This window comes from Campylobacter sp. LMG 17559, assembly GCF_024723605.1.
Classification (GTDB): domain Bacteria; phylum Campylobacterota; class Campylobacteria; order Campylobacterales; family Campylobacteraceae; genus Campylobacter_D.
In genome coordinates this window covers 1-22324 of sequence record NZ_JANQCZ010000007.1, presented here as the reverse complement: position 1 = coordinate 22324, position 22324 = coordinate 1, and the positions used below count along the sequence as shown (strand labels likewise).

At 29.8% G+C, this 22324-nt stretch carries 21 protein-coding genes and 1 tRNA gene; 6 read left to right on the top strand and 16 right to left on the bottom strand.

Annotated features, from left to right (window positions below; translation table 11 throughout):
* Window positions 1-9: 9 nt before the first annotated feature.
* The 6 genes from pyrF to CAMP5082_RS04870 are packed head-to-tail and all read right to left on the bottom strand — an operon-like array spanning window position 10 to window position 4680.
* The gene (pyrF, locus tag CAMP5082_RS04895) at window positions 10-693 is read right to left on the bottom strand and encodes an orotidine-5'-phosphate decarboxylase (protein WP_337206077.1); all 684 of its coding nucleotides are present in this window, start codon (window positions 691-693) and stop codon (window positions 10-12) included.
* Window positions 690-1088: a transcription antitermination factor NusB gene (nusB, locus tag CAMP5082_RS04890; RefSeq protein WP_263659333.1), complete on the bottom strand. Its 399-nt coding sequence runs from the start codon at window positions 1086-1088 to the stop codon at window positions 690-692. The genes pyrF and nusB overlap by 4 nt, the downstream gene beginning before the upstream one ends.
* Before the next feature lies 1 nt (window position 1089).
* Window positions 1090-1560: a 6,7-dimethyl-8-ribityllumazine synthase gene (gene ribH / locus CAMP5082_RS04885; RefSeq protein ID WP_012661257.1), complete on the bottom strand. Its 471-nt coding sequence runs from the start codon at window positions 1558-1560 to the stop codon at window positions 1090-1092.
* A 12-nt stretch (window positions 1561-1572) separates the two neighbouring features.
* Window positions 1573-2397, bottom strand: coding sequence for a 3-deoxy-8-phosphooctulonate synthase (gene kdsA, locus CAMP5082_RS04880; protein ID WP_337206113.1), 825 nt, complete (start codon window positions 2395-2397; stop codon window positions 1573-1575).
* Window positions 2397-3758, bottom strand: a complete 1362-nt coding sequence (locus tag CAMP5082_RS04875; RefSeq protein ID WP_337206076.1) for a uracil-xanthine permease family protein — start codon at window positions 3756-3758, stop codon at window positions 2397-2399. The genes kdsA and CAMP5082_RS04875 overlap by 1 nt, the downstream gene beginning before the upstream one ends.
* Window positions 3748-4680: a DMT family transporter gene (locus tag CAMP5082_RS04870; protein ID WP_263728033.1), complete on the bottom strand. Its 933-nt coding sequence runs from the start codon at window positions 4678-4680 to the stop codon at window positions 3748-3750. The genes CAMP5082_RS04875 and CAMP5082_RS04870 overlap by 11 nt, the downstream gene beginning before the upstream one ends.
* A 99-nt stretch (window positions 4681-4779) precedes the next feature.
* On the opposite strand from CAMP5082_RS04870, the gene der reads away from it, so the two are divergent.
* From der to CAMP5082_RS04845, 5 genes are read left to right on the top strand one after another with little or no spacing between them, the layout of a single operon-like run.
* The gene (gene der, locus CAMP5082_RS04865; protein WP_263728032.1) at window positions 4780-6165 is read left to right on the top strand and encodes a ribosome biogenesis GTPase Der; all 1386 of its coding nucleotides are present in this window, start codon (window positions 4780-4782) and stop codon (window positions 6163-6165) included.
* A complete protein-coding gene (locus CAMP5082_RS04860; protein WP_337206075.1) occupies window positions 6149-6646 on the top strand; it encodes a shikimate kinase in 498 nt (165 codons plus the stop codon). Before der ends, CAMP5082_RS04860 begins: the two co-directional genes overlap by 17 nt.
* Complete coding sequence (gene trpS, locus CAMP5082_RS04855) at window positions 6643-7602, top strand: tryptophan--tRNA ligase (protein ID WP_337206074.1); 960 nt, start codon at window positions 6643-6645, stop codon at window positions 7600-7602. The genes CAMP5082_RS04860 and trpS overlap by 4 nt, the downstream gene beginning before the upstream one ends.
* A gap of 11 nt (window positions 7603-7613) precedes the next feature.
* Entirely contained in the window at window positions 7614-8849 is a 1236-nt protein-coding gene (gene serS, locus CAMP5082_RS04850) for a serine--tRNA ligase (RefSeq protein ID WP_337206073.1), read from the top strand.
* 8 nt (window positions 8850-8857) lie between these two features.
* Window positions 8858-11260: a tetratricopeptide repeat protein gene (locus tag CAMP5082_RS04845; protein ID WP_337206072.1), complete on the top strand. Its 2403-nt coding sequence runs from the start codon at window positions 8858-8860 to the stop codon at window positions 11258-11260.
* Between the two features lie 88 nt (window positions 11261-11348).
* Here CAMP5082_RS04845 and CAMP5082_RS04840 read toward each other — a convergent pair.
* The 7 genes from CAMP5082_RS04840 to secA form a co-directional block, all read right to left on the bottom strand.
* Window positions 11349-11423 (bottom strand) — tRNA-Asn (locus CAMP5082_RS04840).
* A 67-nt stretch (window positions 11424-11490) separates the two neighbouring features.
* Window positions 11491-12399 (bottom strand): radical SAM protein, encoded by a 909-nt coding sequence (locus CAMP5082_RS04835; protein ID WP_337206071.1) that lies wholly within the window; start codon window positions 12397-12399, stop codon window positions 11491-11493.
* Complete coding sequence (gene hemE / locus CAMP5082_RS04830; protein WP_337206070.1) at window positions 12396-13418, bottom strand: uroporphyrinogen decarboxylase; 1023 nt, start codon at window positions 13416-13418, stop codon at window positions 12396-12398. Before hemE ends, CAMP5082_RS04835 begins: the two co-directional genes overlap by 4 nt.
* Window positions 13419-13430: 12 nt before the next feature.
* Window positions 13431-13937, bottom strand: a complete 507-nt coding sequence (locus CAMP5082_RS04825; RefSeq protein WP_012661246.1) for a YqhA family protein — start codon at window positions 13935-13937, stop codon at window positions 13431-13433.
* Window positions 13938-13948: 11 nt separating this feature from the next.
* On the bottom strand, window positions 13949-14965 hold the full coding sequence (locus CAMP5082_RS04820) for an aspartate-semialdehyde dehydrogenase (protein ID WP_337206069.1): 1017 nt from the start codon (window positions 14963-14965) through the stop codon (window positions 13949-13951).
* Between the two features lie 13 nt (window positions 14966-14978).
* Window positions 14979-16268 carry a sigma-54-dependent transcriptional regulator gene (locus CAMP5082_RS04815; protein WP_263728026.1) on the bottom strand — a complete coding sequence of 430 codons (1290 nt, stop codon included), beginning with the start codon at window positions 16266-16268 and terminating at the stop codon, window positions 14979-14981.
* Window positions 16269-16276: 8 nt separating this feature from the next.
* Entirely contained in the window at window positions 16277-18868 is a 2592-nt protein-coding gene (gene secA, locus CAMP5082_RS04810; RefSeq protein WP_337206068.1) for a preprotein translocase subunit SecA, read from the bottom strand.
* A gap of 117 nt (window positions 18869-18985) precedes the next feature.
* Here secA and lolA point away from each other — a divergent pair, with 117 nt between their 5' ends.
* A complete protein-coding gene (gene lolA / locus CAMP5082_RS04805) occupies window positions 18986-19492 on the top strand; it encodes a LolA-like outer membrane lipoprotein chaperone (RefSeq protein ID WP_263708755.1) in 507 nt (168 codons plus the stop codon).
* Here lolA and CAMP5082_RS04800 read toward each other — a convergent pair whose 3' ends face one another.
* From CAMP5082_RS04800 to CAMP5082_RS04790, 3 genes are read right to left on the bottom strand one after another with little or no spacing between them, the layout of a single operon-like run.
* The gene (locus tag CAMP5082_RS04800) at window positions 19493-20137 is read right to left on the bottom strand and encodes a flagellar basal body-associated FliL family protein (RefSeq protein WP_337206067.1); all 645 of its coding nucleotides are present in this window, start codon (window positions 20135-20137) and stop codon (window positions 19493-19495) included.
* A 2-nt stretch (window positions 20138-20139) separates the two neighbouring features.
* A complete protein-coding gene (locus tag CAMP5082_RS04795) occupies window positions 20140-21495 on the bottom strand; it encodes an ATP-dependent DNA helicase (protein ID WP_337206066.1) in 1356 nt (451 codons plus the stop codon).
* 1 nt (window position 21496) lies between these two features.
* Window positions 21497-22261: a class I SAM-dependent methyltransferase gene (locus tag CAMP5082_RS04790; RefSeq protein WP_263708753.1), complete on the bottom strand. Its 765-nt coding sequence runs from the start codon at window positions 22259-22261 to the stop codon at window positions 21497-21499.
* Window positions 22262-22324: the final 63 nt, after the last annotated feature.

Below are 22324 nucleotides of genomic sequence, written 5' to 3'. Positions count from 1 at the left end.
CCTTAAGGCTTATTTTAAATGCTCTAATATATCCTCGCAAACCTTTCTAGGTTCTTTTGCTTTATAAATAGGTCTTCCAACCACAATAAAATCTGACAAATTATCCTTAGCACACTCTATATCAGCTACTCTTTTTTGATCATCTGAATTTTCTTTAAACGGACGAATTCCAGGCGTTAATGTAATAAATTTTGTACTTGTATTTTCTTTTATCAGCAAGCTTTCATATACTGAGCAAACCATACCATCAAGACCACTTTCATAACTAATTTTAGAAAAATCTTTAACAGCTTGTTTAATATCTTGTTTATACACACTAAAAAATTCTTGCTCATCAAAGCTAGTTAAAGCAGATACGGCAAGCACTAAAGGTCTTTTGCTTAAAGCATTTAAGCGCTCCATAATCATACACATAGCACTTTTACCTGCACTTGCATGGATATTAAACATATCTACATCAAGCTTAGCAAGTTCTTCACAAGCATCTGCCATAGTATTTGGTATATCATAAAGCTTTAAATCTAAAAAGATTTTAAAATTATCCACTTTTTTAATCGCTTCTAAAAGCTTTACTCCATCTCTTAAATACGATCTAAGCCCTATTTTAACCCAAAGATCTAAACCTTTTAATTCCTTGGCTAATTTTATACACTCATCATAGCTTGCCACATCAAAAGCCACACAAAGTTTCATTGCTTTTCCTTGTTGATTTTATCCAACACCCCGTTGATAAATTTAGGAGCATTATCTCCTGCCATTTCTTTTGCAAGCTCTATGGCTTCGTTGATAATAATCGCTTTTTGTGTAGAAGTAAATAAAATCTCATAAGCACCCAAACGCAAAATAGCCTTTTCTATACTAGCTACTCCATCTAACTTATGCTCTTTTAAACACTCATTAATTTTCTCATCAAGCAAAGTAAGTTGCTCATTAATGCCATTATACAAATCTAGAGTGAATTTTCTTTGGTCATTGCGAATTTTTTTCTCATCTAAAAATTCATTAATAAAATCTTTATTTTCTTGATTTAGCTGTGCTGCATAAAGCAAAGAAACAATACTTTGTCTTACTTGGTGTCTAGTAGCCATTTTAAGCCTTAATTTTTTGGATTAAATTAAGCATTTCAACCACAGTAAGCATAGCTTCAAAACCTTTATTGCCTGCTTTACTACCTGCTCTTTCTATGGCTTGCTCTAAAGTATCAGTTGTTAAAACTCCAAAGCTTACAGGCACATTAGCTCCAAGCCCCACACTCGCTATACCTTTAGTAGTTTCAGCTGCTACATAATCAAAATGTGGCGTACTTCCACGAATTACCGCTCCAACACAACAAATTCCATCAAATTTTTTACTCTCACAAGCTTGTTTTAATGCAAAAGGAATTTCAAAAGCACCTGGCACTAAAATAAGACTTAAGTTCTCTTCCTTACCCCCATGTCTTAAAAAAGCATCTTTAGCACCTTCAACTAAACGATCTGTGATAATATGATTAAATCTTGCATTAATAATTGCAATTTTCTCATCACCTTTTAAACTTAAATTTCCCTCTATTATCTTCATATTTTTCCTTTTTTAAATGATTTCTTGAATTTTTAAAAGTGTATTTACGCAGTTTTTAAGTCTTGAAAGATCAAGCATATTTGGTCCATCACATAAAGCCTTACAAGGATCAATGTGTGTTTCAAAGAAAAATCCATCTACACCCACACTAGCAGCAGCTCTTGCTAAAGGCTCTACAAATTCACTTTTGCCTCCACTACTTCCACCATTTGCTCCTGGCATTTGCACACTATGAGTAGCATCAAAAACAACCGGAGCATATTTTCTCATGATAACCAAACTTCTCATATCTACAACTAAATTTCCATAACCAAAACTCGAACCTCTCTCAGCTACAAAAACCCCATTTTCTTTGGCTATTTCAAAACCTTCTTTGTTAATGCCTCTAGTTTGTAAAATTTTAGCTACGCTGTATTTAATGTCTTCAGGGTTTAAAAATTGCCCCTTTTTTACATTTACCTTAGCTTTTGTTTTAGCAGCAGCCACCAATAAATCAGTTTGCCTGCATAAAAAGGCTGGAATTTGTAAAACATCTACAACCTCAGCCGCAATACTTGCTTGAGAACTCTCATGAATATCAGTTAAAATTTGCATGCCAAATTTATCTTTCACTTTTTGCAAAATTTCCAAGCCTTTTTCAATGCCTGGCCCTCTAAAACTATTAATACTAGTTCTGTTTGCTTTATCAAAACTTGATTTAAAATAAAAATCAATTCTATCATCTTTTAAAAAGCATTCAAGCTCTTGTGCAACCTTAAAAACAAGCTCTTCATTTTCTATCACACAAGGCCCTGCTATTAGTATCATTTTTTTCATCATTTTTTCCTTGTTTTTTATTATTTTACTTTATTTTTATTATTTTCTTCAAGAGGAAAAACAAAATTTAAAATAATAGCTGTAATCCCACCTGCTGCAATCCCTGAAGAAAATAAAGTTTTAAACCACATTGGCATAAATTCTAAAATATCAGGATTATTAGAAACTCCAAGTCCTATACCCAAACTCATAGCTATGATGATAATAGAACGACGGTTTAAATTTTCTTTAGAGATAATCCTAACCCCCGTTGCAGCTATAGTACCAAACATCACTAAAGTTGCCCCACCTAAAATAGGTTCTGGAATTTGCAAAGTAATATCAGCCACAATAGGAAATAAACCCAAAATCATCAACATAAAAGCTACAATAAACCCTACATAGCGACTTGCAACACCTGTTAAAGCTATGACACCATTATTTTGCCCAAAACATGAGTTTGGAAAAGTATTAAAAAAGGCCGAAACAAAAGAATTAAAACCATTTGCCAAAACTCCACCTTTTAATCTTTTTGCATAAAGTTCACCTTTAACCGGCTGATTTGAAACTTCACTAGTAGCGCTAATATCACCAATTGTTTCTAAAGAAGTTACCATAAAAACCAAAATCAAAGGTAAAATGAGATTATAATCAATACTCAAACCATAGTGCAAAGGATCAGGTAAAAACATTAAAGGTAAATTTTCATTAAAATTAAAGCTAAAATTTTCAAAAGTCATAGCCACTAAAAGCCCTATTATCATAGCTATAAATAAAGAAGAAATTCTTATATAGGCATTGTCAAAACGATTTAATATAATAATACTTAAAATCACAACTCCGGCTAATAATAAATTTTGCAAAGAACCAAACTCACCACTTGCCTTAGCCGCAAATCCACCTCCTGCACTCACAAGACCAACATTAATCAAACTAAGACCTATAATCATCACTACTATACCTGAAACCAAAGGCGAAATCACTCTTCTAATAAAAGGTAAAATTTGAGAAATAATCATTTCAGTGGTAGAACAAAGCATTAAAGTGCCAAAAATAGCCCCAAGCATTGCTTCTTGTGATAAACCATTATTTTTTAAAACAAGCCCACCTAGTATAATAGGCGCAACAAAGTTAAAACTAGTCCCTTGAATAGATAAAAGTCCACTCCCTATAGGACCCCAAGTTTTAATCTGTAAAAGCGAAGCAACACCTGAAGCAAAAAGTGACATGCATATAATTCTAGCTGTATTAGTATCATCTATTCCAAGACCCTTACAAATCAATAAAGCAGGTGTAATCACAGCCACAAACATAGCCATTAAATGCACCAAAGCAGCAAAAAAAGCTTTAGCAAAAGGCGGTTTATCTTCTAAACCATAAATTAAATCTGTTTTATTTTCCATTTTTATTTCCTTTTGTTTGCTTACTAACCAAAATAATTCCTCCTATAATAATGCTAAAAATTCCTATAAAAACCATCAAACTAGGAAATTCATCTCCTAATAATATGCCCAAAAATAAAGTAAAAACTACATCTATATAACTAACCCCAGCAACAACTCCCGCCTTTTTTGCCACCCCATAAGCTTTGGTAACATGAATTTGATACATTGCTCCAAAAACACCCATTAAAATAATAAAAATCCAAGCTTTAAAACTAGGCATAACAAAAGGAGCAATTAAAAAATCAAGTTCTTTTATTTCATAAAAAGAACCTATAATCATAGACATTAAAGGCATTAAAGTACCAATTAAAACAAAAGATAAAGCTATAAAAGGTGCTGGATATGATTTTCTAAGCTCTCTTACACTAGTTAGCGCCAAGGCTGCACAAAAACCACTTAAAATTCCCAAAATGCTATTTTTTAAATCAAAACCTGAGTGCATAGCACTATCTGCGAAAGGCTGACAAATTAATAATACTCCTATAAAAGCAATCAAAATCCCAAAACAAGCTTTTAATCCCAAGCTTTCTTTAAAAAATAAAAAAGCAATTAAAGCTATAAAAATTGGTGCTGTTTTTTGAAAAGCAAAAGCTCCACCTAAAGAAATATTAGAAACATTATAAAAGAAAAGATATAAGGCAATCGTTCCTATAACACCTCTAAAAATAAGCAAACCCAAACGACCGCCGCTTTTATGAAAATTTAATTTTGAAAGCGCATAAAGCATAAAAGCTGTGCCTATGATATTTCTAAAAAACATAATTTCAATCGATGATAATTCTTCACTAAGAATTTTTGCACAAGCACCTACAAGTGCAAATTCTATGGAAGCAATAATCATAAAATATATACCTAAATTTTTTTTAACTATTCTTAACATATAAATTCCATATAAAAATTCCCGTTATTTTAGTCTTTTTTGCTTAATTTTAAGGCAATTTTTATATAATCACAAATAAAAATTTAAAAATGAGTATTAATGCAAAGTATTATTTTAATAGGAAAACCAAATGTTGGCAAATCAAGTCTTTTTAATAGACTTGCAAGAAAGCGCATAGCTATCACCAGTGACATAAGTGGGACTACAAGAGATACTAACAAAATAGAAGTGGAAATTGATGGTAAAAGAGCCTTATTAATAGATAGTGGTGGACTTGATGAAAGCAATGAGCTTTTTAAAAATGTCAAAGCAAATTCACTAAAAGCTGCTAAAAATAGTGATATTATCTTTTATATGGTGGATGGAAAATTTCTGCCCGATGATGAAGATAAAGCTTTTTTTTATGAAATGAAAAAACTCAACAAACCCATAGCCTTAGTAATCAATAAAGTCGATAATAAAAAGGATGAAGAAAGATCTTGGGAATTTTCTAATTTTGGCGTGAAAGAAGTTTTTAATATCTCTGTTACACATAATATAGGCATTGATGAGCTTTGCATGTGGGCTGGTAAGTTTTTAAATGAAAGTTTTTTAAATGCAGATGAAGAAGAAGACTTTGAAAGCTATTTAGAAAATTTTGATGAAAATAGCGGAGATTTTAAGCTAAAAACTATCAATGAAAACCATATTAAAGTAGGAATTATCGGTAGGGTAAATGTAGGAAAATCAAGTCTTTTAAATGCTTTGGTCAAAGAAGAACGTAGCGTGGTAAGCGATATAGCAGGCACTACGATTGATCCTGTTAATGAAAGCATTATGCATAAAGATAAAATCATTGAGTTTGTAGATACTGCAGGGATTAGAAAACGTGGTAAAATACAAGGCTTAGAGCGTTATGCGCTAAATAGAACCGAATATGCCCTAGCTAATGCTCAAATTGCACTTTTAGTGCTTGATGCAGCCGAAGGCTTTAACGAACTTGATGAGCGTATTGCAGGACTTGCTGCCAAGCATTGTCTAGGTGTGATTATTGTGCTTAATAAATGGGATAAAAGCGAGCTTGATTTTGATAAAACTTTAAAAGAATTAAAACTAGATCGTTTTAAATTTCTAGCTTATGCACCCGTTGTAAGCGTATCAGCTTTAAGCGGAAAAAGAGTGCATGTACTTTTAGATAAAATTTTAGAAGTTTTTGCCAATTTTACACAAAAAATTCCAACTGCAAAATTAAATGCCTTGGTAGAAGAAGCCACAAGAGCCCACCCATTGCCTCATGATTATGGAAAACTAGTTAAGATATACTATGCTGTGCAGTATGACTTAGCACCTCCAAAAATAGCTCTAATCATGAATCGACCTAAAGCTTTGCATTTTAGCTATAAGCGCTATTTGCAAAATCAAATTAGAAAACAATTTAATTTTGAAGGTGTTCCTTTGATTTTAGCTTCAAGAAAAAAAGGTAGCAAAGATGAGCAAGAAGGATAATCTCCTTTTTGTAGGCTTTATGGGTTGTGGTAAAACAACCATAGCAAGAGCTTATGCTAAAAAATATAATAAAATATTTTTAGATACGGATAGCTTAATCAAAGAAAAATTTAATCTTAAAATTGATGAAATTTTTAAAACATATGGTGAAAAAAAATTCCGTAAAGAAGAGAAAAAACTTGTTTCTTTTTTAACTTGTGTGCAAGATTGTTCTATTGCAAGTGGTGGTGGTTTCATAGAACAAAAAAAACTAAAAGACATTGGGACAATTATATATTTAAAAGCAAGCTTTGATTATCTTTTACAAAGATTAAGCAAGGAAGAATTAGCCACTAGGCCTTTACTTGCAAATATAAATAATGCCAAAATTCTTTTTAATCAAAGGGCAAAAAAATATGAAAAAAAAGCAGATATTATAATTAACATTGAAAACAAAAGTATTAAAGAACTTATCAAAGAGATTAAAAAAGAGGTAAAATGAGAGTTATTACAGGATTGCAACCAAGTGGAGATTTACATATAGGCAATTATTTTGGCTCAATCAAACAAATGCTAAATATGCAAGAAGAAAATCAAATGTATATGTTTATAGCAAATTACCATGCTATGACTTCAAGTTTTGATGGTGAAAAACTCAGACAAAATTCACTCAGAGCTGCAGCAGCTTTTTTGAGTTTAGGGATTGATCCGCAAAAAAGCGTGTTTTGGTTGCAAAGTGATGTAAAAGAAGTAATGGAACTTTATTGGATTCTTTCTCAATTTACCCCAATGGGACTTTTAGAAAGAGCGCATAGCTATAAAGATAAAATCGCCAAAGGTTTAAATGCCAACCATGGACTTTTTTCTTACCCTGTTTTAATGGCTGCAGATATTTTGCTTTTTAATGCTCAAATAGTTCCTGTAGGCAAAGATCAAATTCAACACGTTGAAATAGCAAGAGACATAGCCTTAAAAGTAAATAATGAATGGGGTGAAATTTTCACTCTACCTCAAGCTAAGGTTAATGATGAAGTTGCGGTAGTACCTGGCACTGATGGAGCCAAAATGAGTAAATCTTATCAAAATACAATCGATATTTTTAATACACCAAAAGCTATTAAAAAACAAATTTCTTCCATTGTTACAGATAGTACAGCTTTAGAAGATCCAAAAGATTGGCAAAATTGCAATATATTTAAAATCGCAAAATTATTTTTAGACAAAACAGAGCAAGAAGCTTTAAAAAGCCGTTATGAAAAAGGTGGCGAAGGTTATGGGCATTTTAAAATGTATTTAAATGAAATCATTAGTGAGTATTTTGCCTCAGCCAAGGACGAATATGAAAAATTATTAGCTAATCCTTCAAAAATTGAGGAAATTTTAGAATTTGGTGCAAGTAAAGCAAAAAAACAAGCCCAAGAAACAATGGAAAAAATTTATGCTAAAATAGGACTATAAAAGGAGTTAGAATGTTAGATTTAAAACTTTTACGAAATAATTTCGATGAAATTGCACAAAAATTAAAAGCTAAAAAAGTGGATGAAAATTTACTCAAAGAATTGAGTGATTTATTTATAAATTTAAAAAAAGAAAAAGCACTTTTAGAAGAATTTCAAGCTTTCCAAAACAAATTTAGCAAAGAACTTGCAACAGCACAAGATAAAGAAAGCTTAAAAGCACAACTAAGTCAAAATAAAGAAAAAATTAATACTCAATCAAAAATCGTTAATGAATTAGAAGAAAAACTGGAGCAAATTGCTCTAGCAGTACCAAATACCCCTGATGATTGTGTGCCTTTTGGGGAAGATGAGGATGAGAATGTAGAATTAAAAAAAGTTCTTACCCCACCTAGTTTTGATTTTGAAATTAAAGAACATCATGATTTAGGAGAAAAATTAAATTGGCTTGATTTTACAAGAGGAGTTAAAATCTCGCAAAGTCGCTTTTGTGTACTTAAAAATGAAGGAGCTTTACTAAGTAGAGCCTTAGTAAATTATATGATAGATTTTAATAGAAGTAGAGGTTTTGAGTTAGTTAATGTGCCATTTTTAGTAAATAGTGCGACCATGTATGGTACTGGACAACTTCCTAAATTTAAAGATGATATGTATAAGGTAGAAAATGATGATTTATACCTCATTTCAACTTCTGAAATTCCTGTAACCAATCTTTATTCTAATGAAATTTTAACTCAAGAAGAATTACCTTTAAAAATGACTTGCTATAGCGCTTGTTTTAGACAAGAAGCAGGAAGTGCAGGTAGAGACACAAGAGGCATTATAAGACAACATCAATTTGAAAAAGTAGAACTTGTTAGTATATGCAAGCCTGATCAAAGCGAGCTAATGTTTGAAGAAATGCTAAATTGTGCTAGTGATTTGCTAAGCTCTTTAGGTCTAGCACACAGACATTTGATGCTTTGTACTGGAGATTTAGGTTTTTCAGCCGCAAAAACAGTGGATTTAGAAGTTTGGCTTCCATCTCAAAATAAATACCGTGAAATTAGCTCTGTATCTAATTGTAAAGATTTTCAAGCAAGACGTGCAAAAATTCGCTTTAAAAACGATAAAGGCAAAAACGAATTAGTGCATACACTTAATGGCTCTTCGCTAGCTGTTGGAAGAACCTTGGTAGCTATTATGGAAAACTATCAAGAAAAAGATGGAAATATAAGAATTCCTGATGTGTTAAGAAAATACTTTTAAGAGAAAACATGGCCGAAGAAGTAACACTTAAAGAACAAGACAACCAAGAAAAAGCTTTCTCTGAGTTAGATGAAAATCCAGGAGTAGAAGAACAAGCTATCCCTCCTGGCATGATACCTCCTGAATTAGAGGAGGAAGAAAGTACCTTTCAAAGGGTGGAAGAAGAACCTCAAGCACCGCAACCTGAAGAGAAAAAAAAGCTTTTTGATAAAAAATTTATTATTTTAATTTCTACACTTGGAGCTCTTGCTCTAATATTGCTTGTAGTTTTAATTTTACTCATAGTTTTCAAAGAAGATAAACAAGCTATTTCAAATACTCAAGTCTTAGATGATAATACTAGCTCAAGCATCACTAAAGTAAAACAATCAGCATTAGATCTTGTAGTACAAAAAGCAAATTTATTATATGAAAAAGGTGATGTAGAAAGTGCTTTAGAACTTTACAATAATATTAACATTTTTAATCAATCCCTATCTAGTTATAATCTTGGCGTAGCCCAAATGAAACAAAAAGATTATGCTAGCGCAATTGAAAATTTCAAGCAATCTTTAGAATTAGAAGAGCACAAAGTGGCTGCTGCCATAAACACTGCTGTGTGCTATTTTAATCTTGGTAATAAAGAAAAATTTAATTATTATCTTGACTTAGCAAGAGTGCATTTACCACAAGATTCCAAATCATCTTTGTATGATTATTATCTAGGTTTAATTAATTATTATCAAGGATTTTACCCTGAAGCCTTACAAATGTTTATGCGCTCAAACAACATCAATGGTTATCAAGGTGAATCTTATTATCTTGGAGCAAAAGTTTATGCTTTATTAAAATCAGAAAAAAACGCCATTGATTTTTTACAAAAACAAGAAGATTATGAAGCAAGCTTACCCTTAGGCTTATTATATGCAAAATCAGGAAACTATCAAAAAGCTAAAGAATATCTTGAAAAAGCCTCAAAGATAGGAGAACATGAAGCTAGAAGTAAGGTTGCTTTAGCCTTAGTTGAATTAAAAACTGGTCAATTTGAAAGTGGTGCGCAAATTTTAAAAGCTCTTTACATCAAAGATAAAGATATAGGTTCAAAATACTATAATATCAAAACAAGATTAAAAAGAAATTTTTCAAATATTGATATTGCCCAACAAAATTTTGCCAAGAGATTGATTACTGGAAAACAACAAATATATGATTTACTGTTTTACTTTTCACCATATCGTGTTTTTGATGTTAAACAAAGCATGGAGCTTATTACAAAGGCTGATTTGGGAAATTTTATACAAGGATATGAGTACGAAAATGAATTACTTGTTAAAAGTAAGGCTTTGTCAGGGGTTAATATAGAATTATCTCATGCTATTAACTTAGCTTTTAATTTTCATCTAAGAGAAGCTAATCAAGAATTTAAAAACTTAAGTGAAATTTATCATGCTCATGATGTAATTCATTATAATCTTGCCCTAACTTACGCACAATTACAAGATTATAACAATGCTTACAAGCACTTTTCAACCGCATATCATTTAAATCCTAAAAATTATATTGCAGGAATTTTTGGCATATATTGTATGGATCTAGCAAAGAAAGATTATACAAAACTTGCTAATGAACTTTTAGAAAATCTCCAAGCAGATAATACCATTGATCAAAACAACAATATATATAAATATTTACTATATTTAGCTAAAAATGACTTTACTGCTACTATTCCTTACCTAGATAATCTTTCAAATACCAATAACACGCCTTTGGAGTTAATATTTGCTATTATAGCTGCAAATGGCAATAATCTTGAAACCCTAAGAAACCAAAAAATAAAAGAATTAAAAGATTTATTAAGTGAGGATATTATTAGCAATATTTTATATTTTAACTCCAAAAATATGAACTTAAATATCAAAGAATACGCCAAACAAGCTCAAATGTATTTTTTAAATACCAAACTTGATTATAATTCTTTATTTGGAGGAGCTGGGATAGTTAAAGATAGCTATGTAACGCTTATGCAAATAACAGGCTTGCTTAATCATGTTAGAAATGATATTAAAAAAAGACTAGCCATGAGTAATAAAAATTCCATTGGATTAATCTTTGCTCTAGCTTATGTAGATATATTTGCAAAAGAATACCAAGAAGCATATACACTTTATAATATTTTAATAGATGATTACAAAATTAAAGATGCTCAAACTTTATTTTTAGCTGCAGTCGCAGCAATAGGTTCAAACAATCCAAATTCAGCTATAGCTTTACTCGAACTAGCAAGATTAGAAAATGAAGAAACCTTAGAAGCAAGGCTTGCCTTAGGTCTTTTATATCATGAAGTACAAAATCTAGAACCTGCTATGTTTCAGTATGAAAAAGTAGGCAATAACTTCGAAAGCAAATTCTTTACTTTTGATATCAAAAACTAGTATTTTCATAACGAAAATACTAGTTATATAAAAATCATATAATTTATTTAACACTTATAAAAATCAGGATTATAATCTAAAAAGGAAGTGGCTCCGGATGTAGGATTCGAACCTACGACCAATCGGTTAACAGCCGACTACTCTACCGCTGAGCTAATCCGGAACATCAATAAATAAGAAATGACATTATATAAGAAAAAAACGCTCTTGTCAAGAGTTTTTCAAAAAAATTATATTTTTTTATAAAATTTCACTCCAGCTAGATTTTTTACAATAATTTTTTGCTCATTAAGTAGCTTTTCTAATATATCTTTGCTATATTGACTAAATTTGTTTTCTATATCAAATTCACTTTGAGCTCTAAGTTGCAACATTTTTAAAAGCTCTTGAGCATTAAAATCAATTTTTTCATCTTTATAATAATGCTTAGCAAGCACAACAGGGGCGCTATTAATATACATACTTAATTCTTCTAATTTTTCCATAGATACACCTTTAACAGGATAAGCTGGAGGTCTATCAATAGTGCTGAAATCTACTCTTAATGGCTTTATTTTATCAAATACCTCATTTAAAGCCAACATTTCTTCTTTATTGTCATTTAAACCTTGTACAACTAAAACTTCCATAACAAGCTCACCTAGAAATTTTTCCCTAAAAGTAATCATTTTATCAATCATTGCTTCAAGTTTAATTTGTTTTAGAGCTTTATCTATTCTATAAAATGTTTTTTCTTTAGCACTATCAAGACTAAATTTAACTACATCAATATCCAATAAAGCATTGAATGCATTTGGATTTAACACACCACTACCATTACTTAAAATCAAAAGTTTTTTATCTTGTTTTATTTTATTTAACTCACAAACTAATTCTTTTAAATAAGGATACAGACTAGGTTCACCATTTGCAGTTAATGTGAGAAAGTCAAATTTCACATCGCTAGCTAAAGATTGCTTTACCTGTTCTAAGATATCTTGAATTTTTGGATATACTAAAGATTTTTCCACAGGTTTTGCAGCTTGTAATTCACAATACACGCAGTCAAAATTACATTGTTTTTGATTTGGACTTAAATCAATCCCTAAAGAAAGTCCAAATCTTCTTGAGCTTATAGGTCCAAAGGTAATTTTATTCACTTTTGTGATTTCTCTTGAACTAGCTTGATAAAATATTTAGCATTTTCAACAGGAATATCAGGCAAAATACCATGTCCAAGGTTAAAAATATGCGCACCATCTTGCATGATATTTAAAATTTTATCTACACCCTGCTCAATAGCTTTTTTATCATACAATCTACAAGGCTCCATATTACCCTGTAAAGTATATTTAGCGCCTAGCTTTTCTTTTGCCAATTCTAAAGGCGTACTCCAATCTACACCAAAAACATCAAAATTTCCATTTATACCATCCAAAAATCCACTAACACCTTTAGGAAATAAAATCACGGGAATATGTGGATATTTTTCTTTAATAAAATTAGCAATTTCAAGCATGTATTTAAAAGAAAACTCAAAAAACACTTCTTTTTCTAAAGCACTTGCCCAACTATCAAATATTTGTATAGCATTAGCTCCTGCTTTAATTTGCTCTTGAACATAATGCTTTAAAGCTAAAGTAAGTTTAGATAAAATTTGATGTAAAAATTCAGGATTTTGATAAACTAATTTTTTGCATTTTGCATAATTTTTACTACCGCCACCCTCTATCATATAAGTAGCAATAGTCCAAGGACTTCCACAAAAACCAATCAAAGCTTTATCATGCGCAAGTTTTTCTCTAGTAAGCGCTAGTGCATCATAAACATAAGAAAGATTTTTAATACTTTTTTCAGCATCTAATCTTTCCAAATCTTCCTTAGTTTTAATGGGATTTGAAAATACCGGCCCTTCGCCTTTTTCAAATTTTAAATCCATACCCATTTCTAAAGGCACCACTAAAATATCTGAAAAAATAATAGCTGCATCAACGCCCAAAATATCCACAGGTTGCAAAGTAACTTCACTTGCTTTTTTATAGTCCTTGCAAAGTGATAAAAAATCCCCAGCACTTGCTCTAACTTCCATGTACTCAGGCAGATATCTTCCTGCTTGACGCATCATCCAAACCGGAGTATAAGGAGTTGATTTTTTAAAACACGCATCAATAAAAATCATTTTTATTCCTTATTAATGATCACTTTTATGCAAGAAATAAAGCCCCACACAAAGAGCCAAAATAGAACCTGCTAAATAAGTCATATCCAAAACTGTATTAAGTTGCATTTGTAAAATTCTTTGAAAAAAATTTACAACTAAAACCATGATAATTACTTTTGCAAGCTTATCTTTTAGCTGATCCAAACTATGTACTTCTAAAACTTTTGACTGCTTTGTTTGTTTAAAATCCTCTATTTCGCTAATAAAAAGCTCATAAATTCCAAAAGAAAAAATAAATAAAACCAAAGCCATCAAATATAAATCCACAGCTCCTATAATCAAACCAACAATATCTTCATGCAAATCTACCGTAGAATTTGGCAACATAAAGTATTCAAATACATATTTTAAAACTTTAATCACATCATAACTTGCGATAAAAAATAAAACAAAAGCCCCTATTAAACCAAAAATCACAGGTAAAATAGTAACCAAACGACTTTTAACTAATAAATTCTCAAAAAATCTTTCTAGCATTTTTCTCCTTTTTAAACCAATTCTAGCCATTTTTGCGCAATACGCACTGCATTTGTAGCAGCTCCTACACGAATTTGATCAGCCACGCACCATAAATGTAAAATGTTTTTGTGATTAATATCACGTCTAATTCTTCCTACATAAGTTTCGTTAGTGTCACTTGTAAAAAGTGGCATAGGGTATTTTTTATTTTCTACATCATCAATCACAACAACACTTGGTGCCTTAGAAAGTATCTCTTTAACTTTAGCAACATCAACATCTTTTTCAAAATGCATAGTAATGGCTTCACTATGGCTTCTAAGCACAGGAACTCTTACGCAAGTTGCTGAAATTTCAAGTTTTTTATGCAATATTTTTTGCGTTTCATTTACCATTTTTAATTCTTCTTTAGTGTAGCCATTTTCACTAAAAACATCAATTTGAGGAATTAAATTTAAAGCCAAAGTATATGGAAAAGTTTTTGCTTCAAATTCATCTAGTTTAAAAGCAAAAAAACTTTGCATTCCTTGAACTAGTTCTTCCATACCTTCTTTACCTGCGCCACTTGCTGCTTGATAAGTACTTACATCTACTCTTTTTAGATTAAATACATCATCAAGTGGTTTTAAAACATGTACCATTTGTATGGTAGAGCAATTTGGATTAGCAATAATCCCTGTTTTTTCCCAATCTTTAATATCTTCACTATTGCACTCAGGAACCACCAAAGGAACATTCTCATCCATTCTAAAATGGCTCGTATTATCAATCACCACAGCACCACATTCTACTGCGTATTTTGCATACTCAGCACTTATATTTCCTCCAGCACTAAAAAAAGCGATATCTACAGGATTTTCTTTAAAAACACTTGGAGTTAATTCTTTTACTTTATAGCTTTTACCTCTAAATTCTACTTCACTACCTGCACTTTTTACACTTGCTAATGGCAAAATACTTTCAACTGGAAAATCAAGCTCATCTAAGACATTTAAAAGTTCTTCGCCAACTGCTCCTGTTGCACCTACAATAGCTATTTTTTTCATTGTCCGTCCTTTTTTAAGTAATATTGTATTTTTTCATTTTTTCGCTAAAAATTTTCTCACTCATCCCTATAAGCTTAGCTGCTTCTGTAATATCTTGCGAATTTTTTAAAGCTTCTAAAATCAATTCTTTTTCAAGATTTTTAATATCTTTACCTTTTCTACTTTCTAAAAATAAATCTTGAACACTAATCTCATCATTTTCACTTAAAATACAAGCTCTTTGTATAATAGAAATCAATTCTCTAATATTACCTGGAAAATCATAAGCTAGTAAAGCATCTTGTGCTTCTTGGCTTAAAGTTTTTTCATTAAAATCATATTCTTTACACGTATCAAGTAATACCTTTTGCGCAATTTGCAAAATTTCTTCTTGACGCTCTCTTAGCGGTGGTATATTAATAGGAATAGTATTAAGTCTATAATATAAATCTTGTCTAAATTCATTATCTGCAATCTTTTTTTCTATATGAGCATTAGTTGCACTGATAATTCTTACATCAATCTTTATACTTTTAGTACTCCCTAATCTTGTAATTTCTTTTTCTTGTAAAGCTCTTAATAATTTTGCTTGAATTTCATAAGGCATTTCACCTATTTCATCTAAAAACAAAGTGCCTTCACTAGCAAGCTCAAACAGCCCTATTTTAGTAGTATTAGCATCAGTAAATGCACCTTTTTCAAAACCAAAAAGCTCACTTTCTATCAAATTTGATGGAATTGCTGCCATATTAATAGCCACAAAAGGTTTTTGTGCTCTTTTTGAATTTTTATGCACAAAATTTGCAAAAACTTCTTTACCTACCCCACTTTCTCCAAAAAAAAGCACACTTGCATCTGTCTTAGCAGCTTTTAAAGCCAAATTTAGACAATTTTCCAAAGCCTTAGAAGTACCGTAAAAATCTTGATTTTCTTCTTTTTTAGTAGTCTTTTTATTTGTTTTTTTAGAAGTCTTTTCTTGAATTATTTTTGCGCGTTTTATTGCAGTTACTAAAGTATTAATATCAAATGGTTTTACTAGAAAATCTTTTACTCCAAGCCTTACTGCCTCTATAGCGCGATTTAGCGTTGCATTACCTGTAATAATAATAAAATCATATTTATTCTCACAAGCTTGTACAAATTCAATACCATCCATACCCGGCATATTAATATCTGTAATAATTAAATCAACATCATCATTTAATTTTTTTAGCGCTTCAGTTGCTGATTTATAGGATTTTATAGTAAATTCTTCATACTCACCCAAAGCTATTTCGAGTGATTTTCTCATATTTATATCATCTTCAACTATAACTAAATTCATCTCAAACCTTAAGCTAAAATACCTTTTTTAGGACCACTTTTACCATGACATTCTTTATATTTTTTGCCACTACCACAAGGACAAGGTGAATTTCTAGGTACTTTAGTAATTTGTGCTTCACCGTTTTCATTAACACCACTTTCTGTAGTATTTGATAAAAACTGCTCATTTTGTTCATGGCTTTTTTCTTCAAAATTTTGTGCTTCTTTTTGAGTAAAAACTACATTAAATAACAATTTTAAACTGTCAAATTTAATACGCTCAACAAGCTCCATGAAAAGATTATAACTTTCTTTTTTATACTCCACTAAAGGATCTTTTTGGTTATAACTTCTTAAACCTATACCAGTTTTTAAAATATCCATTTGGTATAAATGCTCTCTCCATAGATTATCTAAAATTTGAAGATATAAAATTCTTTCAATTCTTCTAGCTTCCTTATCTTCAATAATACTCATTTTGTCTTTATAAGCTTTTTCTAAAATTTCACTTAATTTGTTTTCTACTTCAATCACACCTAAATCTTTAAAATCAGCTTCGTTTAGTTCAAGGTTACACTCATAACTTACTTTTTGCTTTAAGCTTTCAAAATGTTTAACATCATCTTCAAGCTCTGCATTTAAATAAATTTGACTTACCAAATGATTGCTATATTCAGCAATATTTTTTAAAATTTTATCTTGTAAATCAAATTCTTCATCTAACAATTCATTTCTATAATTATAGATAGTCTTTCTTTGTTCATTTGCCACATCATCATATTCAAGCAAATGTTTTCTACTTTCAAAATGTAAACTTTCAACTTTTTTTTGAGCATTTTCTACAGCTCTTGTAACAATGCGACTTTCTATATGCTCACCCTCTTCTATACCCAATCTTTCCATGATATTTTTAATGCGATCACCGCCAAAAATTCTCAAAAGATTATCCTCTAAACTTAAATAAAATCTACTTACACCAGGATCACCTTGACGCCCTGCACGACCACGAAGTTGATTATCTATTCTTCTACTTTCATGGCGTTCAGTTCCTATGATATAAAGCCCTCCTAAAGCTCTTATTTCATCATCTATTTTTATATCAACGCCACGACCTGCCATATTGGTAGCTATAGTTACTGCACCTTTTTTACCCGCATCTTGGATAATCAAAGCTTCTTGCTCGTGATTTTTAGCATTAAGCACATGATGAGGAATGCGTTCTTTTACAAGCATATTATGAAATACTTCACTTCTTTCAATACTTGCAGTCCCTACTAAAACCGGTTGACCTTTTGCATTTGCTTTTTTTATCTCTTCAATAACTGCTTTAAATTTTTCTTCTTGTGTTTTATAAATCAAATCATCTTTATCTATTCTTGCAACCTGTATATTTGTAGGTATGGAAACCACATCTAAATTATATATTTGAGAAAATTCTGTTGCCTCAGTTTGTGCAGTACCTGTCATACCTGCTAATTTTTTATACATTCTAAAATAATTTTGGAAAGTAATATCTGCTAAAGTTTGACTCTCTTCTTGAATTTTTACTCCTTCTTTAGCTTCTAACGCTTGGTGCAAGCCATCACTAAAGCGTCTTCCTTCACTTAGCCTTCCTGTAAATTCATCAACAATTACAACTTCTTTATCTCTTAATACATAATGCACATCTTTTTCAAATAAATTATGTGCTTTTAAAGCTTGATCAAGCTGATGGGCCAATATTGCATTATCTAAGCTATATAAATTTTCTACTCCAAATAATTTTTCTGCCTTAGAAATTCCAGCCTCTGTAATCATGATAGTTCTATTTTTCTCATCAACAACAAAATCTCCACTTGGTAATTCTTGAGGAGTAGTCGCTGCTTGGCCTTTTTGCATTTGTTTTGCTACTTCATTTGCTTTAATATAACCATCTAAAGTTCTATTTGTAGGCCCACTTATAATAAGCGGAGTTCTTGCTTCATCTATTAAAATACTATCTACTTCATCAACTATAACAAAATTATGCTCTCTTTGTACTTTTTCAAGCTTTGAAAATTTCATATTATCACGCAAATAATCAAAGCCAAATTCATTATTTGTACCATAAGTTATATCACACTCATAAGCTTTTTTATGTGCTTCATCGCTATTTTGCTCTGAAAGTATCACACCTACACTAAAGCCTAAAAAATTATAAATAGCACTCATTTGCCCTGCATCTCTTTTGGCTAAATAATCATTTACGGTAACTACGTGCACACCCTTACCGCTCATAGCATTTAATACAACAGGTAAAGTTGCAACCAAGGTTTTACCTTCCCCGGTTTTCATTTCAGCGATTTTTCCCTCATGTAAAACCATACCACCGATTAATTGCACATCAAAATGACGCATATTAAGCGTTCTTTTTCCTACTTCCCTAACTATTGCAAAAACATCATTTAGTATTTGGTCTAAAGTTTTTTCTTCTTTTTGAATTTGTGTTTTAAAATCTATAAAATTTTGTTTTAATTCATCATCACTTAAATTTTGGTATTTTGACTCTAAAGCATTAATTTGCGCAACTCTCTTTAAATATTTTTTTACTTCTCGATCGTTTTTTGTGCCAAATATTGCTTTAAATACACTAGAAAACATTTTTTTACCTTTAATTACAAAAATATATGCTAGATTATACCTTGATTTTAATTAGAACTATATAAAATTTTATTTGCATAAATTTTATATAATTTGTAAAATTTTTAAAGGATAATTATGAAATATTTTGTATTTTTAATGATATTTGCTTGTAATATTTTTGCTTTTGATATAAATTTTAAAAATTTTAGCAGTGATTTTGAACAAAAAGTGCAAAGTAATAATTCTTCGCTAAATTACAAAGGAAATTTTATCATCACTCAAAATAAAGCCTTTTGGAATTATACTAAGCCGAATAAAAAGCAAATTTATATCAATAATAAAGAAGTTGTTATCATAGAACCTGAATTAGAACAAGCCATTTATACTCAATTACAAAATTTACCAAATCTTCAAGCAATTTTTAAAAATGCAAAATCAATATCTCACGAAAGCTATGAAGCAAAATACGAAAATATCATATATAATATCAAACTAGAAAACGGTAACCTTGACAGTATTTCTTACAAAGATGAATTGGGAAATTTAGTCAGTCTTTATTTTTACAATCAAAAATTTGATCAAAATATCAACGATAATATTTTTATACCAAAAATTCCAAGTCATTTTGATATAATCCATTAATCAAAATGGTATCTCTTTAAACAAATCTTGTTCTTTGCTTGGTGCTAACATTTGCATTTGAGTATTTTCCATGGTTTTTAAAATCATATCCATAGCTTCTTTGCTTGTATTAACATCTTGATTAAAACTTATATTACTATCTTTAATACTGTTTGTTTGAGTAGCATTTATGTCTTTTGGCTGGGTATTATTTTGATCTGAAGTTTTAGCAACTTTAAGAATATTTTGAATTTCTTCTTGCTTAGCAGTTTCTTTTAAATCTTCTTCCTTTTTTTCTAAATCTTTTACAAAACGCTTAAGCTCTTCTATATCAAATTGAGCCACTGAGTTAATTTTTAAAATATAAATGTTTTTTATTTGGGTTTTGTATTTTTTATTGCTAAATTTAAGCAAAGTTTCTTTGAAGTTGTTTTTACCCACTTCTGTAAACAAATCTTCATAAAAATAACTAGATACAATAGTATTTAATGCGTCTGTAATTTTCTTTTGTTCTAAATTTTCTCCCTCAAAATCTAAAGTCATTTCAATCTTTTTTAAAGTATTATTTCCAGCTTTTGAATACAAATCTGTTTTAAAATCTTCTATGCTTAAAGAATTAGCATAAATACTACAAAAAGAAAAAAATAAAATTACTACCCATCTCATAATCACTCCCTATCTTCTTCTAAATTTATAAACTTTTCTTGCAGATAAAATCGCTTTACCTCTTTATCGAATTTTAAAATTTTTAAAAAATAATCCTCAAAAGGCATTTTATAATTATATATTATTTTTAAATTACTTGGATTAATGGCTCTTGATAAACATACATATAATTGTCCTTTTTCAAAAATTCCATCAATATCGCATATTAATTTATCTATACTCATGCCTTGAGATTTATGGATTGTTATAGCATAAGCTAATTTTATAGGAAATTGAACAAATTTAGCTTTTATCTTAACTTCTAGTTTTTCATCTTTATCTAACTCATACTCTTCTAAGGTATATTCATATGGTTTTAATTTCAATCTTTCACCATTATTTTTTTCTATCAGAATATATTCTTGCTCTTTATCTTTTATAAAATCTAAAACAACACCTTGCTCCCCATTATAATAATTTTCTTCTTTATTATTCACACAAAAAATAATCTTAGCAGCTATTTTTAATTTTAACTCACTCAAAGAATTAAGTCCATTAATCCACTGCTCGTAAGTTTTATCATCTAAGGTACAATCTAGTTTTTCAGCTTTTGCTTTAAATATACTTTCTTTACCTTGCAAAAGATTTAATTTTTCAGTATTAATATGATTAGTCTTTTTATTGGTAGCGCATAATAAAGTATACTCATCCATATACTCAAGTAAATTTTTTGAACTAATTAACATTTTTTTAAAGAAATTCAATATTTCTTTATTTGTTTCACCCATTCTAAGAAAAAACAAATATTCGTAAAATTGTTTATCTAAAGTTCTTTTTGTAACACTAAGTTTTAAATTAATAAATTTAAAATCGTTCCAGGCTTGTGAAGAAAAAGCATATAAAGTATTTTGAAATAAAGTACTTTGAATTTGATTTTCTTTATGCTTAACCACGGGTGGAAGTTGAAAAAAATCTCCAACTAATAAAATTTTACCATTAAAACCACTTCTTGATAATCTATAATAAATCATTTCCATCAACGAAGCACTTACCATAGAGATTTCATCAATAACCAATAAATCGCATTGTTTTAAAATTCTCTTTAATTTTTCTAGTTTATCTTTTTGCTTTCTATCTTCATAATATAACTCATCATAATTTTGACATCTTTTAAAAGCAAAAAAACTATGTAAAGTAACCCCACCTATATTAAAAGCACTAAGAGCAGTAGAACCCAATACAATAACAATGTTTCCTTGAACTCTATAAGATTTTATAAGTTCCATAGTTAAAAAAGACTTACCAACACCTGCACCACCACTTAAAAATACATTATTATTTTTTAAAAAAAATCTTAATTTATCTACAACCAAGTTCAAGCTACTCTTTCATGCAAGATATTATCAACATCATTGGCCTATGCCATTCTTTTTTAAATTCATTTTTGAATTCAGAAAAAAGATTAATAATTTTATTAGAAGGCTTTGGCTCAATAATATTGGTTATTTTAAAATTATTTTGCAATAAGGGAGAAATATAACTTGTTAAGGTACGGTGATATTTAACCACACCCTCACCTAAAAAATTATATTTATTTTTATTTTCATAAAAATAATTTTTAATAGGAAAATATTGAATATCTCCATTATTATCATATATAAAATCTTGGGAAATATTTGCGGTAAAAACAGGATGCTCAACACTAAAAACCAAACTACCATTTTTATTAAGAAGATTTGAAATATTAAAAATTAATTTTTCATAATCCTTTATATAATGAAAAACTAAAGAACTAATAACTATATCAAATTTCATATTTTGTAAGTCAGTGATTTTATCTATTTCTTCACAAGAACCTCTATAAAAGGATATTTTATTTTTATATTTACTTGTTTTAGTCTTAGCTTTATCTAACATTTTTAAAGATAAATCAATAGCAAAAACTTTTTTAGCCCCATTTTCTAAAGCATAAATACTATGCCATCCATATCCACAACCTAAGTCTAATATAACTTTATCTTTTAAGCTTGGTAAACATGTTTTAAAATCTTCCCATTCACCAGCACCATCCAATCCTACTTTAGATCTTAGCATTAAGGCATATTTATCAAAAAAAATATTATCATCATACTTATTATCTAACATTATACATCCTTATAATAACTTTATTATATCAAAACTTTTCATTTTAATCTCATCAAAACCCCC

Coding starts and splice junctions, on each gene's coding strand:
- CAMP5082_RS04845 (WP_337206072.1), top strand. CDS start 8,858: ATGGCCGAAGAAGTAACACTTAAAGAACAAGACAACCAAGAAAAAGCT.
- ribH (WP_012661257.1), bottom strand. CDS start 1,560: ATGAAGATAATAGAGGGAAATTTAAGTTTAAAAGGTGATGAGAAAATT.
- hemE (WP_337206070.1), bottom strand. CDS start 13,418: ATGATTTTTATTGATGCGTGTTTTAAAAAATCAACTCCTTATACTCCG.
- serS (WP_337206073.1), top strand. CDS start 7,614: ATGTTAGATTTAAAACTTTTACGAAATAATTTCGATGAAATTGCACAA.
- lolA (WP_263708755.1), top strand. CDS start 18,986: ATGAAATATTTTGTATTTTTAATGATATTTGCTTGTAATATTTTTGCT.
- CAMP5082_RS04875 (WP_337206076.1), bottom strand. CDS start 3,758: ATGGAAAATAAAACAGATTTAATTTATGGTTTAGAAGATAAACCGCCT.
- CAMP5082_RS04820 (WP_337206069.1), bottom strand. CDS start 14,965: ATGAAAAAAATAGCTATTGTAGGTGCAACAGGAGCAGTTGGCGAAGAA.
- CAMP5082_RS04860 (WP_337206075.1), top strand. CDS start 6,149: ATGAGCAAGAAGGATAATCTCCTTTTTGTAGGCTTTATGGGTTGTGGT.
- nusB (WP_263659333.1), bottom strand. CDS start 1,088: ATGGCTACTAGACACCAAGTAAGACAAAGTATTGTTTCTTTGCTTTAT.
- der (WP_263728032.1), top strand. CDS start 4,780: ATGCAAAGTATTATTTTAATAGGAAAACCAAATGTTGGCAAATCAAGT.
- trpS (WP_337206074.1), top strand. CDS start 6,643: ATGAGAGTTATTACAGGATTGCAACCAAGTGGAGATTTACATATAGGC.
- CAMP5082_RS04825 (WP_012661246.1), bottom strand. CDS start 13,937: ATGCTAGAAAGATTTTTTGAGAATTTATTAGTTAAAAGTCGTTTGGTT.
- CAMP5082_RS04870 (WP_263728033.1), bottom strand. CDS start 4,680: ATGTTAAGAATAGTTAAAAAAAATTTAGGTATATATTTTATGATTATT.
- CAMP5082_RS04800 (WP_337206067.1), bottom strand. CDS start 20,137: ATGAGATGGGTAGTAATTTTATTTTTTTCTTTTTGTAGTATTTATGCT.
- CAMP5082_RS04815 (WP_263728026.1), bottom strand. CDS start 16,268: ATGAATTTAGTTATAGTTGAAGATGATATAAATATGAGAAAATCACTC.
- CAMP5082_RS04790 (WP_263708753.1), bottom strand. CDS start 22,261: ATGTTAGATAATAAGTATGATGATAATATTTTTTTTGATAAATATGCC.
- secA (WP_337206068.1), bottom strand. CDS start 18,868: ATGTTTTCTAGTGTATTTAAAGCAATATTTGGCACAAAAAACGATCGA.
- pyrF (WP_337206077.1), bottom strand. CDS start 693: ATGAAACTTTGTGTGGCTTTTGATGTGGCAAGCTATGATGAGTGTATA.